The sequence below is a fragment of the Chryseobacterium sp. MIQD13 genome, assembly GCF_050496705.1.
In the GTDB taxonomy this organism is placed as follows: Bacteria; Bacteroidota; Bacteroidia; order Flavobacteriales; family Weeksellaceae; genus Chryseobacterium.
Map to the genome: position 1 here is coordinate 1397757 of NZ_JBNWAF010000001.1, position 14047 is coordinate 1411803.

Annotated in this window: 17 protein-coding genes; 12 read left to right on the forward strand and 5 right to left on the reverse strand. The window is 35.8% G+C overall.

Annotation, left to right across the window (positions count from 1 at the left end; all coding sequences use genetic code 11):
• Nucleotides 1–66: 66 nt before the first annotated feature.
• On the reverse strand, nucleotides 67–516 hold the full coding sequence (locus ACQWU4_RS06645; protein ID WP_429934986.1) for a hypothetical protein: 450 nt from the start codon (nucleotides 514–516) through the stop codon (nucleotides 67–69).
• 76 nt (nucleotides 517–592) lie between these two features.
• Between ACQWU4_RS06645 and ACQWU4_RS06650 the strand changes: the two genes are divergently transcribed.
• Nucleotides 593–1888 carry a M24 family metallopeptidase gene (locus ACQWU4_RS06650; protein ID WP_429934987.1) on the forward strand — a complete coding sequence of 432 codons (1296 nt, stop codon included), beginning with the start codon at nucleotides 593–595 and terminating at the stop codon, nucleotides 1886–1888.
• A gap of 49 nt (nucleotides 1889–1937) precedes the next feature.
• On the opposite strand, the gene ACQWU4_RS06655 is transcribed toward ACQWU4_RS06650, so the two are convergent.
• On the reverse strand, nucleotides 1938–2468 hold the full coding sequence (locus tag ACQWU4_RS06655) for an SRPBCC family protein (RefSeq protein WP_429934988.1): 531 nt from the start codon (nucleotides 2466–2468) through the stop codon (nucleotides 1938–1940).
• 263 nt (nucleotides 2469–2731) lie between these two features.
• On the opposite strand from ACQWU4_RS06655, the gene ACQWU4_RS06660 reads away from it, so the two are divergent.
• The 7 genes from ACQWU4_RS06660 to ACQWU4_RS06690 all read left to right on the forward strand — a co-directional run bounded on the left by ACQWU4_RS06660 (nucleotide 2732) and on the right by ACQWU4_RS06690 (nucleotide 8175).
• Complete coding sequence (locus ACQWU4_RS06660; RefSeq protein WP_429934989.1) at nucleotides 2732–4768, forward strand: M3 family metallopeptidase; 2037 nt, start codon at nucleotides 2732–2734, stop codon at nucleotides 4766–4768.
• Between the two features lie 172 nt (nucleotides 4769–4940).
• On the forward strand, nucleotides 4941–5387 hold the full coding sequence (locus ACQWU4_RS06665) for a hypothetical protein (RefSeq protein ID WP_429934990.1): 447 nt from the start codon (nucleotides 4941–4943) through the stop codon (nucleotides 5385–5387).
• A gap of 44 nt (nucleotides 5388–5431) precedes the next feature.
• The gene (locus ACQWU4_RS06670; RefSeq protein ID WP_429934991.1) at nucleotides 5432–5938 is read left to right on the forward strand and encodes a hypothetical protein; all 507 of its coding nucleotides are present in this window, start codon (nucleotides 5432–5434) and stop codon (nucleotides 5936–5938) included.
• Between the two features lie 40 nt (nucleotides 5939–5978).
• The gene (locus ACQWU4_RS06675; protein WP_429934992.1) at nucleotides 5979–6275 is read left to right on the forward strand and encodes a YciI family protein; all 297 of its coding nucleotides are present in this window, start codon (nucleotides 5979–5981) and stop codon (nucleotides 6273–6275) included.
• A 41-nt stretch (nucleotides 6276–6316) separates the two neighbouring features.
• On the forward strand, nucleotides 6317–6700 hold the full coding sequence (locus tag ACQWU4_RS06680; protein ID WP_429934993.1) for a YciI family protein: 384 nt from the start codon (nucleotides 6317–6319) through the stop codon (nucleotides 6698–6700).
• A 71-nt stretch (nucleotides 6701–6771) separates the two neighbouring features.
• Nucleotides 6772–7656, forward strand: a complete 885-nt coding sequence (locus tag ACQWU4_RS06685) for a hypothetical protein (protein ID WP_429934994.1) — start codon at nucleotides 6772–6774, stop codon at nucleotides 7654–7656.
• A 93-nt stretch (nucleotides 7657–7749) separates the two neighbouring features.
• The gene (locus tag ACQWU4_RS06690; RefSeq protein ID WP_429934995.1) at nucleotides 7750–8175 is read left to right on the forward strand and encodes a DUF1801 domain-containing protein; all 426 of its coding nucleotides are present in this window, start codon (nucleotides 7750–7752) and stop codon (nucleotides 8173–8175) included.
• A gap of 38 nt (nucleotides 8176–8213) precedes the next feature.
• Here ACQWU4_RS06690 and ACQWU4_RS06695 read toward each other — a convergent pair whose 3' ends face one another.
• Nucleotides 8214–8591 carry a winged helix-turn-helix transcriptional regulator gene (locus ACQWU4_RS06695; protein WP_429934996.1) on the reverse strand — a complete coding sequence of 126 codons (378 nt, stop codon included), beginning with the start codon at nucleotides 8589–8591 and terminating at the stop codon, nucleotides 8214–8216.
• A gap of 85 nt (nucleotides 8592–8676) precedes the next feature.
• Between ACQWU4_RS06695 and ACQWU4_RS06700 the strand changes: the two genes are divergently transcribed.
• Entirely contained in the window at nucleotides 8677–9501 is an 825-nt protein-coding gene (locus ACQWU4_RS06700) for an alpha/beta hydrolase (RefSeq protein WP_429934997.1), read from the forward strand.
• Between the two features lie 22 nt (nucleotides 9502–9523).
• On the opposite strand, the gene ACQWU4_RS06705 is transcribed toward ACQWU4_RS06700, so the two are convergent.
• A complete protein-coding gene (locus tag ACQWU4_RS06705; RefSeq protein ID WP_429934998.1) occupies nucleotides 9524–9910 on the reverse strand; it encodes a winged helix-turn-helix transcriptional regulator in 387 nt (128 codons plus the stop codon).
• 100 nt (nucleotides 9911–10010) lie between these two features.
• Here ACQWU4_RS06705 and ACQWU4_RS06710 point away from each other — a divergent pair, with 100 nt between their 5' ends.
• The 3 genes from ACQWU4_RS06710 to ACQWU4_RS06720 all read left to right on the forward strand — a co-directional run bounded on the left by ACQWU4_RS06710 (nucleotide 10011) and on the right by ACQWU4_RS06720 (nucleotide 12607).
• Nucleotides 10011–10673, forward strand: a complete 663-nt coding sequence (locus tag ACQWU4_RS06710; protein ID WP_429934999.1) for an NAD(P)H-dependent oxidoreductase — start codon at nucleotides 10011–10013, stop codon at nucleotides 10671–10673.
• A 395-nt stretch (nucleotides 10674–11068) separates the two neighbouring features.
• Nucleotides 11069–11419, forward strand: coding sequence for a hypothetical protein (locus tag ACQWU4_RS06715; protein WP_429935000.1), 351 nt, complete (start codon nucleotides 11069–11071; stop codon nucleotides 11417–11419).
• Nucleotides 11420–11530: 111 nt separating this feature from the next.
• Nucleotides 11531–12607, forward strand: coding sequence for a serine hydrolase domain-containing protein (locus ACQWU4_RS06720; protein ID WP_429935001.1), 1077 nt, complete (start codon nucleotides 11531–11533; stop codon nucleotides 12605–12607).
• A 13-nt stretch (nucleotides 12608–12620) separates the two neighbouring features.
• Here the strand turns inward: ACQWU4_RS06720 and ACQWU4_RS06725 are convergent, their stop codons facing one another.
• Nucleotides 12621–14000, reverse strand: coding sequence for an MFS transporter (locus ACQWU4_RS06725; protein WP_429935002.1), 1380 nt, complete (start codon nucleotides 13998–14000; stop codon nucleotides 12621–12623).
• Nucleotides 14001–14047 lie beyond the last annotated feature (47 nt).

The window sequence follows — 14047 nt, forward strand, 5'->3', positions numbered from 1 at the left end:
AGTATGTGAGTTTATAAAATATCTGGAGAAGATTCAACATCTGGAATCCGTCATCCGGGCTTTAAATCAAATTACCTCAACAATCTGCTGATGGATGTTATTTAATGTAAAGGCATTGCCGGCTTTCATTCCCATCATTTTTTTAGCCATGGGGCTTTCCGGGGAAATGGCATAAAACCGATCACCTTCATAAAAGAATTCTCCCAAAGAAACCGAAATATAGAAACGGGCCTTATTCGTAATCACCAGTGAACCCAGCTGTACTCTTTCGGTGGAGGTATTCAGAACTTTCGACATATTTCTTTTCAGATCATTCAAAGCACCAAGCTGGCGCTGCATCTGATAAATCTCTTCCTGCATCTCCTCCCTCATACTGTCATATTTTGGAGTCTTTTTAATATCACGGCTTGCTTCCAGGGTAAATTCGATAAAATTTTTAAGCTTTTCTATTTTTTCAGAAATTACTGCTTTCACATAATCTCTTATATCACTTTTCTCAAATACAATCTTCTCCATGAATCTAATCTTTACATAAAGATAATAATTTTTTAAAATAATAATTGATATTTTCGTTCTTCATAAAAACAAGCCAATGATTCACAATATGTACTTTTCAGAAGAACAGATCAAGACACGCAGAGAGCAGATAAGCTCGTTATGGAATACGGTATTGAAATCAAATGATGCCATACTGATCCACTCAGGAGAACCTATACAGAAGCCGGGAGGGCTTGATTCTACCTACCCTTTTCTGCCTCACCCTTCCTATTTCTGGCTCACTTTAAGAAGACGGGAAACGGAGGTGCTATTATACAGCAGGGATCTGGGATGGATAGAGTTTCATAAAGAGATTTCCAATGAGGATATTTTCTGGGAAGGAGAAAAGAATGATATTTTGGTTTCATCACCGGGGAAAAACATTAACAGCCTGAAAAATTTTCTGGAAAGTCAGCATTTTTCAAGGATCTTCTATTTAGGGCAGGCAAAAGATGCTTCACCTGAGGCTTTTGAACTGAGAACTTTATTAGATAAAACAAGAAGAAAAAAAGATGCTTTAGAAGTCAGCTTTATCAGGCATATTGCAGAAGTTGCCAATTACGGATATCAGAAAATCGCTTCTGTTCTGAAACCGGGAATTACGGAAAGAGAGGTTCAGATTGCTTATGAATCAGAAATTTTCAGGAAAGGTGCAGATACGGTTCCTTATGAAACCATTGTAGGAAGCGGAAGTAATTCGGCTCTTCTGCACGCCTTACCTTCTCAAAAAATTATTAAAGAAAATGAATTTGTCTTAGTGGATGCCGGTGCAGATATTTTTGATTACTGTGTAGATATTACGAGAACATTTTATTCTTCGGGAGAAATGTCTTCCCAGCACAAAGACCTTTATTCAATTGTACTGAAAGCTTATCATGAATGTGTAGCTATGTCAAAAGCCGGAGTTTTCTGGAGAGATGTTCACATTCATTCCGCCAAAGTTATTACAGAAGGGCTTCTACAGTTAGGCATTTTAAAAGGAAACCTTAGTGATCTTATTGAGAAAGAGATTGTTTCACTTTTTTATCCGCACGGAGTAGGACATCTTGTTGGCCTGAGAGTGCGCGACACGGGACAGGAAGAAAACCTCAACCCGAAGACCTATTTCGGAGCGCGGTTAAGGGTAGATCTTGAACTGGAAGAAAATCATCTGATTACAGTAGAGCCCGGCTGCTACTTCATGCCTGCTATTCTTGAAAGTGCTCACCAGCAGAAGGAATTTTATGATGATATCAACTGGGATGAACTTAAAAAGTGGCACAATATCGGCGGCGTTCGTATAGAAGACAATATCCTGATTAAAAAAGACGGTAATGAAAACCTTACGAACCGTATTGCCAAAACGGAATAAAAAATATTTTTTAAAATAAAAAAAGCCTTGTATTTCTACAAGGCTTTTTTTATTTTTCTGCAACTTTTTTAAGGTCTCCGAGTCCCTGATCAAACATTTTATTCATATTCATATCCATCATAGGTTTCATAATCTTCATCATGGTATTCAGCTCGTTATCTAATGACCAGGTTACTTTGGTTCCATTTCCTTCAGGAGTTAAAACAAAAGTTGCTTTAGCATCACCTTCAAAAGGTTTAATAAAATGAAGCTTGGTAAGCATTTTTTCGTTAGGTACAATTTCGGTAACCGATTGTTCGCCCTCACCTACTTTATCATTTCCTTTCCAGTGGTAAGAATCTCCTACTTTGTCACCATCTCCGGAATAAGTAATCACAATATCTTTATCAGCTTTGGAAAAAGGATCCCAAACATTGTACTCTTTCAGTGAACCTACATGCTGCCAGACTTTTTCTTTCGGTGCATTGATGACTACTGATTTTTCAAAGTGATAATTTTTGCTGAAAGCCAGCATTGCAATAACTGCATATACAACCGCCAAAAGGATGATTATGCCAAGAATTTTTAAGAGTGTTTTCATAGTTTTGATATTTAAAGTTATTTGTTCAAATTTCTTTACCACAAAACCAATTTAAAATGGAAAATTACAGATTCCCTAAGTTAATGCATTGTGGCTTATTGTTTTCAAAATTAGTCATTCCACCCTCGCCTTCTCTTTTCATATGACAAGATATTAAAGATAAAGTATTTTTGTCACATCCTGATATCCGGGCATTATTTTTGTGTATTTCAGCTGTGATTCCCGATGAATCATTAAATTTACGTTACATAAAAAATCGAAAAATGAATATTTTAACAGAGAAATTCAATACGCCATATCACTCAGCACCTTTTAATGACATCAAAAACGAAGATTTTCTTCCTGCATTTAAAGAACTGATTACAAAATCTGAAGATGAAATCAATAGTATTGTCAACAATCCTGAATCCCCGACTTTTGGGAACGTTATTGAAGCACTAGCTTATTCGGGAGACCAGCTGGATGTGGTTTCGAATATTTTTTTCAATTTGAACTCTGCAGAAACAAGTGATGAAATTCAGAAGATCGCTCAGGAGGTTTCACCACTTTTAACCGAATATTCTTCAAAAATCTCTCAAAACGAAGCGCTTTTCAGCAAGATCAAAAAAGTATACGATGAGAAAGAAAAATATAACCTGAACGAGGAACAGGAAATGCTTCTGAATGAAACTTATAAAGGATTTGTAAGAAGCGGTGCCCTCCTTAATGAAGCGGACAAAGAAAAACTTCAGAAAATCAACATGGATTTGTCCCTGAAGTCCCTTCAGTTCGGACAGAATGTTTTGGCGTCCACCAATTCTTATTTCAAACATATTACGAATAAAGAAGACCTTGCCGGAATTCCGGAGGCTATCCTTGAGCAGTATGCAGAAGAAGCCAAGGAAAGAGAGCTGGAAGGCTGGGTTGTTACTTTACAATACCCAAGCTATATTCCGTTCATGACCTATGCTGAAAACCGTGAACTGAGAAAAGAAATTGCTCTGGCAAATGGTAAAAAGTCTTTTGATAACGGTGAATTTGATAACCAAAACCTCATTAAGGAACTTTTGCAGCTAAAACAGCAGAAAGCTGAATTATTAGGCTATCAGAATTACGCAGATTATGTACTGGAAGAAAGAATGGCTAAGTCTCCGGTGAAAGTTTTTGATTTTTTAAATGAACTTTTAACGAAAGCAAAACCTTATGCAGATAAAGAGATTGATGAACTGAGATCTTTGGCCAAAGCCGACGGAATAGAGGAATTACAAGGATACGATCATGCTTTCTATGCTGAAAAGCTCCGCAAGCAGAAATATGATTTTAATGACGAAGAACTGAAGCCTTATTTCCCTCTGGATCAGGTACAAAATGCTGTTTTCGGACTTGCAGGAAAACTTTTCGGGCTTAGCTTTGAAGAAAGAAATGATATTCCAAAATATCATGAAGATGTAAAAGTGTATGAAGTTTCCGAATCAGGAAACGGAAATTCAGAAGAAAAGTTCAAAGCGCTTCTGTATGCTGATTATTTCCCGAGAAAAGGGAAAAGAGCCGGAGCCTGGATGACCAGCTATAAAAACCAGTATAAAAAAGACGGTGAAAATTCCCGCCCGCATATTTCCATCGTCTGCAATTTCAGTAAACCGACTAAAGATACGCCGAGCTTACTGACGTTTCAGGAAGTAACTACTTTATTCCATGAATTCGGACACGCGCTTCACGGAATGATGGCGGACACCCAATACCCGAGCCTTTCCGGAACTTCTGTGAAATGGGACTTTGTGGAACTTCCGTCACAGTTTCTGGAGAATTTCTGTTACGAGCCTGAGTTCTTAAAGACTTTTGCCAAACATTATAAAACCGGGGAGGTTCTTCCGGATGAAAAGATCGAAAAGATTGAACAGTCTAAAAACTTCATGGAAGGCTACCAGACCATGAGACAGCTTGGCTTTGGAATTCTGGATATGAATTACCACACGAAAGTGGGAGAATTGGGAAATGAAAGCGTGAAAGCATTTGAGGATAAATATACAAAGGCAACAACACTTTATCCTGTTAATCCTGAAACAGCAATGAGCCCTAGTTTCTCTCATATTTTCCAGGGCGGATATTCTGCCGGCTACTATTCTTATAAGTGGGCGGAAGTTCTGGATGCAGATGCTTTTCAGTATTTTAAAGAAACCGGAATCTTCAACCCGGAAACTGCTGCAAAATATAAAGTCCTTCTTTCTTCAGGCGGAACAAAAGATCCGATGGAGCTGTATAAAAATTTCAGAGGAAGCGAGCCAAAAGTGGAAAGCTTGCTGAAGAGAGCGTTTGGATAAAACACAATTAATTATTGGAACAAATAATTTATAAAGAACAGTCTGTGGCTGTTCTTTTTTGTTTCAGTTTAAAATATATTGTAAAATACAGGGAGAGTCGTGTGAATTTTAATTTATATCTCCATGAAAATATATAAATTAGCCTTTCTACATATTAAACACAAAACCACCTATGAAAAGAATATTAGCAATAAAAGGATTTTTAATCCTCAGTATATTTTGGATGTGTGCCTGTTCAAAAACAAAGCCAGCCGGAAAAGAAAATATTTTTCCAAAACAAAAACTACAAAGCCAGGATTTAAAAGAATCGATCGGTAAAAGTATAACCGTTACCGGCCAAACAATAAACATGAAGCTTGGCGCATTACTGATTACAGAAAACGGGGAAAGCATCTGGATGGAAGGAATGGACAGCTGGCCGGATGGATATTATGTAAGTGAATCTGAAACTAAAACCGTGAAGGTAACAGGAACTTTAACCGAAAAAAGTGATTTACCTGTTTTCATTGCAAATGACTCAACAATTCAACAGGGAATACCTCAACCGGAAGGAACCGACCTTGAAAAAGCAGGTAATAGATATTTATTAAAAGATTATAAATACACTGTACTTAAATGAAAACATCTGCTAGATAGTAATAAGTTTAACTAAAAACTGCATCAATGAACCGAAATTTATTTTTTCTGTTGATAACTTTCATTTTCTTTTCATGCAAAGAAAACAGTAAAAGTCCTGCTAAAATTGAAAGTGAACCAAAAACTGAAAAAAAAAATAATATAACAACTGAAATTTCAACGGATATTGGTCAGCTTCAAAAGTTGATCGACTTATCAAAATTCAGACCTAAAAAGGTAAAATTCAAATATACCTTCATCGATAATTCGAATGGAAGAGTTCCCGGCCCTTCCGATTCTTTTCTGGAGGCCATTTTATATTTTGACGACAAAACAATGGAAAAAATACAGGAAATGAGTCAAAATGCAGAGGCTCCAGCTCCAAACTATCAAAAAAAGGCTTTTAAATTTGATTGGCTTGACAAGCAGGTCCTCTCTGAGCTTGAAAACTCTGATAGCTTGAAAAACCTACATCGGGATTTAATTTTTGGAACTAATAACGGAGAATGCTGGTATTTGAAAAATAAAATCCTGTTCAAAAAAGAAACCAACTGAAATACTGTAATTAACAAGCAAAACATTTAAAAACAACAATATGGAAAAACAATTTTATGCCGTTTATTTGAACCCTTCAAGACCTGACTTTGCCATGACCATGACGGACATCGAAAGAGCAATTATGATGGAGCATGTAGCTTACTGGACAGAAAAAATGAAGCAAGGGAAAGTATATGCTTTCGGGCCGGTAATGGACCCAAAAGAAATTTATGGACTTGGAGTTGTAGCGGTAGAAAATGAACAGGAATTAAAAGATTTCATCGCCAACGATCCGGCAGGAAAAATAAATACATACGAATATTTTCCGATGAAAGCGGTAGTCCCTGCCTACTAACCGGAATCTAAACAAGTTTAAATAATAAACAAAAACACACAATGAAAGAATTTATGCTCTATATCCGGAATGAAAAAGATGCTAAAAAATCTTTAACAGAAGAGCAACACCTGGCTTTTATTAAACAATGTGAAGTTTATATTGATCAACTTAAAAGTGAAAACAGACTGATTGCTGCCCAGCCAATCGTTCGTGAAGGTGTAATTCTTAAAAAGACTGATAGCGGCTGGACAGAAAAAGATATTGCAGGTGATCGTGAAACACAGGTCGGATACTATCATATTTTAGCCAATGACATTGACGAAGCCATCAAAACAGCCAAGGATAATCCTGAATTTGCCTATGTTCCTTCTGCAACAATTGAGGTAAGACCCATAAAGACAAAGGAAACTGAAACAGGTTTTGTTTATCCTGCAAAAAAGTAAAATATATTAATGGTTAAAACAATAATTATTAAGAGTTTTGCATCAGGTTACCATTGTAAAAAATAAAACAAATGAAAAGACTTTTATTACTTTCTATAATCTTCATGCTTATGACTTCCTGCCAAGACAAGTTTAGCGGAAAAGATGAGCAGAGCTTTAAAACTTCAAGAGAAAAAATTGAAAAAAAACTTGACCCCAACGAAAAAACAAAGCTGGAAAAAGCCATGCGTGTTATTGCAATGGAAGCAATGACATTAAAATGGGAAGAACCTGAAAAATACAAAAACAAATCATTCAATAAAATTTCTTTGGAAATGATAGATGGTTTATCCTATTCTTCCGTAATTGATTTGGCAGAAGATATTCTGAAAAATAGAAATAAAAAAGAAATAGAGCAGTTAACTGGTGAAATTGACAGTTTAAATCTTCAGAAAAATGAATTTTCAAGTGCACAAAAATCATTAAATCTATTCAAAGTCAGTTCAATAAAAATAAGTAAAGAAGATTTTTTCGATGAATTGGTTCCGAAATTAGAGATAGATTATCAGTACACAGGAAAAAATAAACTTATCGGGCCTAAAACCATAGAATTTGTACTCGTAAAAAAATCTAACGGTGAAATTATTAAATCAGAAACCATTTTTAATGGTGACAATGAAAGCGTTCTGGAAAGTGGAGAAACAATAACCAGCAGTCTCATCTTAAGCCAAACAAAAGAAACAAACCCTAAACTTTGGAATGCTCAAAAGTATCCCATTGAAAACCCGGATCTTGCCGAATTTGATTTAGAATTAAAAGCTAGTGTTTTAGAATTAGTTCTTAATGGAAAAAAAATAGAAATGCCAAAAGCAGATATTAACCAATTAGATGCTGAAATTAAAAATAAGAAAGAAAAAATTGCAGAACTGAAAAGTGTAAAAGGAACTTTGGAAGAATTAGAATTGACGAATGAATAAAAACTCGTACCAACAGAGATTTTATACCAACTCTACTATCGTAAGAACTGTCACACTGAATATAACAGATTACAAAAACAATCAGGATTCTATATGACCACACAAGAACAAATCACAGAATATATTAACAGCCAGCCTGAATCCAAACAAAGTGACATGCAAACATTGCATAATATTATCCTGGAAATAAATCCGGAAGGTAAGTTATGGTTTCTGGATGGCAAAAACGATGAGGGTAAAGTTGTTTCCAATCCCAATATAGGTTATGGATTTTATACGATACACTATACTGACGGAAAAACCAGGGAATTTTATCAAATCGGTATCAGCGCAAACAAAACCGGAATCTCTGTTTATATCCTCAGCATCAGTGATAAGGCTTATTTAGCAGAAACCTATGGAAAAGAAATAGGTAAAGCAAGTGTAACCGGTTATTGTATCAGATTCAAAGCTTTAAAAGACATCAATATTGAAATACTTAAAGCAGCTGTAAAAGATGGGTTTGAAGCCCAGAATTGAAAAGCTGAGCCTGCTGCTGAATTTTTAACTACAACAAATTATGCCATAGGACAAACTGAAATTTCTTTACCCTCAGCATAAGTTTTCCCCCAATCACAGAGATTTTCCAAAATAGGAATCAGATCCTGACCTTTACTGGTTAAAACATACTTAACTCCTGCAGGAACCGTTCCGGGAATTTCCTTCTTAACAATTACCGCATGGGTTTCCAATTCTTTAAGCTGCCGTCCTAAAACCTGTTCAGAAATATTGGGCAATTCCTTTTTCAGCAGGTGAAAGCGGTTATTTCCCTGTGAAATAGAATAAACGATCTGTGATTTCCAACGGCCGCTAATCATCGCTACTGCTGAATTTAGTTCACAAACCTGGAACAAAAACTTTTCATTTATTGCATTGGTAGAATTTTCTTTACGCATGACTCATCATTTTAGCGGCTCACAATTTTGTTCGTTATTGTATACAATCAATTGCTTGCTGAATTTTGTAATAAAAATACGAAATATGAATAAAGCAATATTGATAATGGTTGGATTATTAACAGCAATTTCATCGAAAGCGCAGGAAAAATGGATGATCAAGTCTGAATACTTAGCACAACCCGATACAGTTCTGGTTTTTAGGCCCAAAGTATATAACAAAACGAAAAAATTTCCTTTGGTTTATCTTTTACATGGTTACAGCGAAAATTACAGACAATGGTCCCAAACAACAGATTTACAGAAACTGGCTGATCAATATGGCTTTATCATTATCACGCCGGACGGTTTTACATCCTATTACATCAACAGCCCAGTCAGCAAAAGTTCGCGGTACGAAGATTTTTTCTTTAAAGAGCTGGTTCCGAAAGTACATCACTCATTTAATATCGATGACAAAAATATTTTCATCAGCGGTTTGAGTATGGGTGGATATGGAGCTTTGCGCTATTTCATTTCACATTCTGACTATTTCAACACGGCAGGTTCCACAAGCGGAGCTCTGGAAATAGATTATCCGCATTTTCAGAAGGTAAGCCAGCAATTTTGGCAGAGCAGCAGAATGACGGATGATTTAACAAAAAAACTGGGTAATCCGGAAACAATAAACTGGAATCAGTACAGCATTTCAACACTTTTGAAGCAGCATCCGGATTTTAACAAAGCTTTTATTTTTGACTGTGGAACGGAAGATATTTTATATTCAAATTCTGAAAGTCTTAAACATCAAACCGACAGCCTGAAAATTCCTACAACTTTTATCAGCCAGCCCGGCGATCATAATACGGAATACTGGAGCAGATCTATTGAGCATCATTTTGTATATTTTCAACAGCATTTGAAAAAATAAGGAATTGGAAAGTAAGGTTTAATCAACTTTCCTTTTCTGCTGCAGTTATAAACTCACCATTATCTAAAACAACCTGGTTACCCCATTCTGTAATAGCATCTAAAACAGGAATAAAAGTTTTCCCAAGACCGGTCAGGCTGTACACAACTTTAATCGGCGGTTTTTTACCGAATACCTTTCTGAATACCAAACCGTCTTTTTCCAGTTGTTTCAGTTGCAGACTCAGTGTCATTTCAGTAACTGTTGCCAGTTCTTTCCGCAGTTCGTTGTATCTTTTGGGTTCATCTTTCAAATGGTAAAGTATAACCGCCTTCCATTTTCCTCCTACCAGATCCATAGTAAGGCTTACTGTACAGGGGTATGTTTTCCCTTTCAGTTTTACGTGGTCGCCAATGCATTCTGTTTTCATTTGAATTGTATTTTAACCTATCCGTTTAGATAGTTATTGCAAATATAATGTACTAAAAATAATTTTGTAACTCAATTAATTATAGTACAAATTCAAAATTATGAAAATACTTATCATTCTCGCTCATCCTGAAGAAAAAAGTTTCAATGCAGCAATGTTCAGTACCGCAATCAAAAGTCTGGAAGAGGCAGGCCATGAGGTTAGAACTACCAATTTATACAAAGAAAATTATCAGCCTGTAAGCGGAAAAGAAAATTTCACACGATTAAAAAACACGGATTATTTCAAACAGCAGGATGAAGAATTATTTGCTGTACAACACTCAACTCTGATGCCCAATATTGTTTTGGAACAGGAAAAAATTGAATGGTGCGATATCATGATCTGGCAGTTCCCATTATACTGGTTTTCGGTTCCTGCCATTCTGAAAGGCTGGGTAGACAAAGTTTTTACAATGGGTAGGTTTTATGATAATGGAAAAATTTTCAGCAACGGATTTTCAGTTGGAAAAAAAGCAATGCTTTCTGTGACAACCGGCGGTCCTCAGAAAAATTATGTTGATGACAGATATGGCGACATAAACTCAATTCTATTTCCTATACATCGTGGAATTCTTGAATTCCTTGGATTTTCGGTTTTACAGCCTGAAATAATTTATTCCGTAGAACGGCTTACCGATGAAGAAAGAAAGACATTGCTAAATAATTGGTCAAAAAGGCTGATCAATATTGAGAAAGAAATCACAAAAAATGGAGTTTTATAAATATTGATGCAGGACAGATCTTTGAACTGAAAATTCTTTCTTTTTCAGTGTCAATACTTTTCAATCCCGTTTTCTTTTTGTAGTTTCACAGCAATAAAACATCCGGAATCGACCGTAATTGATATCATGCGTTTTTCAGATCTTACACACTTGTTTTCTGCTTTAAGTGAAGAAGATTATAAAATAGAAACCTGTATAAAATCACTCAATAAATCCCTCATAAATTATTTATAAATTGGATGAGTTTCATTCCTGAAAATAAGAATCTATGGCCACGAAAAGCAAAAAAGCTAAAAATTCTTTCTTCCATTATTTAAAATTAGTTCTTGGGGTTGCATTCATCATGATTATTCTTTTTATAGATCAACCTGATACTTGGGCTGGTCTGGACTGCATTGGGGATAAGCTATTTTATTGAAGGTGAAAACAGAAAACTAAGTCCTTACTTCACAATTGTTCTGGGAATTGCTTATTTTTCTCTGGTGATTTATGAATATTTCAGTCAGTATCTTACTATTACAGATGAAAAAATCCAGGTAAATACATTGCCTAAGAAACAGATCAGCATTAATGAAATTACAGAAGCAGGATACTTTGCTGATGATTATACTTTCAAAACTGTTGCTGCAACTTTGAAAATAAGAAAATCCCAGATCAGTCCAACGGATCTTCCAAAGTTTGAAGCATTTTTTAATGATCTGAAACTACATTTAAAAAATACCAGCGCTGTGTTATCAGCTAAATAGATAAGTTTTAAATTGAAAACGATAAAAACATTACTACTTTTTAAGCAATCGCTATAAAGCATAACATAGTAATATAAAATAATTATATCTTTGTATAACAAAATAATAATTATGATTACTAGAAAACTTTTTGCGCCCCTTCTGATGCTGCTATTCTTCTGCAATATCAGCCAGGCTCAATCGTATGAGAAAAAAATAGACAGCATCATATTAACAGGATTTGGTAACAAAAATGAACCTGGCGGTGTGTTCCTTATTGCCCAAAAAGGCAAAATTCTATACCGGAAGGCTTTTGGAAAATCCAATCTGGAACTGAATACAGATATGACTCCCGATAATGTTTTCCAGATTGGTTCCATGACCAAACAATTTACTGCTATAGCAATTCTGATGCTGGAACAACAGGGAAAATTAAAGGTCAGTGATCCGGTTTCAAAATATATCAAAGACTATCCTTCAGGTGATAAAATCACAATTCATCATCTGCTGACCCATACTTCGGGAATCAAAGATTTTACCAAGATGAAATCATTATCAACGATTGCACAAAAAGAAATGAAGCCTGAAATGATGGTTGATTTTTTCAAAAATGAGCCGGCAGATTTTGCTCCCGGAGAAAAATTTGAATATAATAATTCGGGATATGTGGTATTAGGATATATTATTGAGCAGGTTTCAGGGCAGACGTATGAAGATTTTATCAAAAAAAATATTTTTGAAAAAGCTGGAATGGAGCATTCGTATTATGCTACCGACCGCCAGGTTATTCCTGGAAGAGCTTATGGCTATCATCAGAAGGAATACGGATTTGTCAACAAAACAGTGATCAGTTTCAGTGTTCCTTTTTCATCGGGTTCTCTGATGTCTACTGTAGATGATATGCTGAAATGGCAACAGGCTCTTAATCAGAATATACTGCTCAATGCTTCGGAAACTCAGAAAGCGTTTCAAAAATATAAACTGAATAGCGGTAAGGAATTTACTTACGGTTACGGATGGCATCTGAAAGATATGGATGGTGTACCTGCTCGGGAGCATGGCGGAAGTATTTTTGGGTTCAAAAGTATGGGAGTCTATATTCCGGGTGAAGATATTTATGTTATAGGACTGAGCAGCTGCGACTGTCATTCGCCAACAGAAATCACCAGGAATATTGTAAAAGTTACTTTACAGTCTGTGAAAAAGTAATCATTCTTTTACCTCATCTGCTTTTGGGAAGTATATATCCCGGAACTTTCACAATTGAAAATAAAACGGCAATCAGACAGGCTATATTAACGGCCAGAGCGATTGAAAAAGCCTTGTGGTAATTTTTTGAATCTGGCTGCACACCCAGAAAATAATAGAAAATGCTTCCTACGACAATAATTCCGGCTATTGCAGCCACTTGCTGGAAAGTATTGTACACTCCCGAAGCGTTTCCGGCAAGTGTCTGAGGTAATCCGGATAAAGCAATGTTAGCCAGTGAAGGAATAATGGAGCCGACACCAAGACCATGCATAAACAGAACTAGGCAAAGTATATAAAAAGGAGTTTCCATATCAAATAAAAGGATCTGCAGAAAAAGAATACTTATAATCAGCCCCAATCCTGCAATTAAAAACGTTTTGCCATACTTTAAAACAAGCTTTGCAGAAAATAAAGAAGTCAGAATAAAACCAAATCCCTGGAAAACGATAATTTCCCCGGCTGCCATTGCCCCTATCCTCAGCCCATCCTGAAAAAAAAGTGATACAATATAAAAATAAGAATCCAGCATAATGAAGAAGAAAGAAACCGCCAGAATACCCAGATTAAAATTTTTATAGCTGAAGAGAGTAAAATCAATAAGATAGGATTTTCTCTTCTTTAGCCTTACCTTTTGATTTTTGATAAAATAGATCAGAATGCATAGTGAGATAATAATCAGAAGCATTCTTTCAAAAAGGATTTCTCCATTTTCAGACATCGTAAGAGCATAAGTAAAACAGAAAAGTCCGGCAGCCAGTATAATGACTCCAAAAAAGTCAAAAGTATTTTTTCCGGATGAAGTTTTAGACTCACTTAATATTTTTTGACTGAGCCATATGGCCAAAATACATACAGGAACGTTGATCAGGAAAATAAGCCTCCAGGGTTCTTCCATTATGGTCATTGATGAAAAACAGCCTCCGAGAAACTGTCCTAAAACTGTTCCTGCTCCAATAGTAATTCCGTACCACCCCATCACCTTTGTTCTTTCTTCGTATCCTGTAAACAGAACCTGAATCATTGACAGAACTTGTGGAGACATAAGTGCTGCGCTGGTTCCCTGAACAAAACGGGAAATTACGAAAAGTACCACACCGGAAGATATACCACAGGCAATGGAACTCAGCATAAAGAATACCAAACCTAATATAAATATCCTTTTCCTCCCATACAGGTCTCCAAGCCTTCCTCCTGTGATCAGGAATGAGGCAAAACCGATAAGATAAGACGCAATCATCAGCTGTATTTCACCATTGGAAGCATGAAGGTCACGCTGAATAGATGGAATGGAAACATTGATTATAAAAATATCCATGATCGTAAGCAACTTTCCGGACAATATCACTATCATTTTCAAATATTTATCTTTCATTTTTATATAGATATATCTATTTTTAA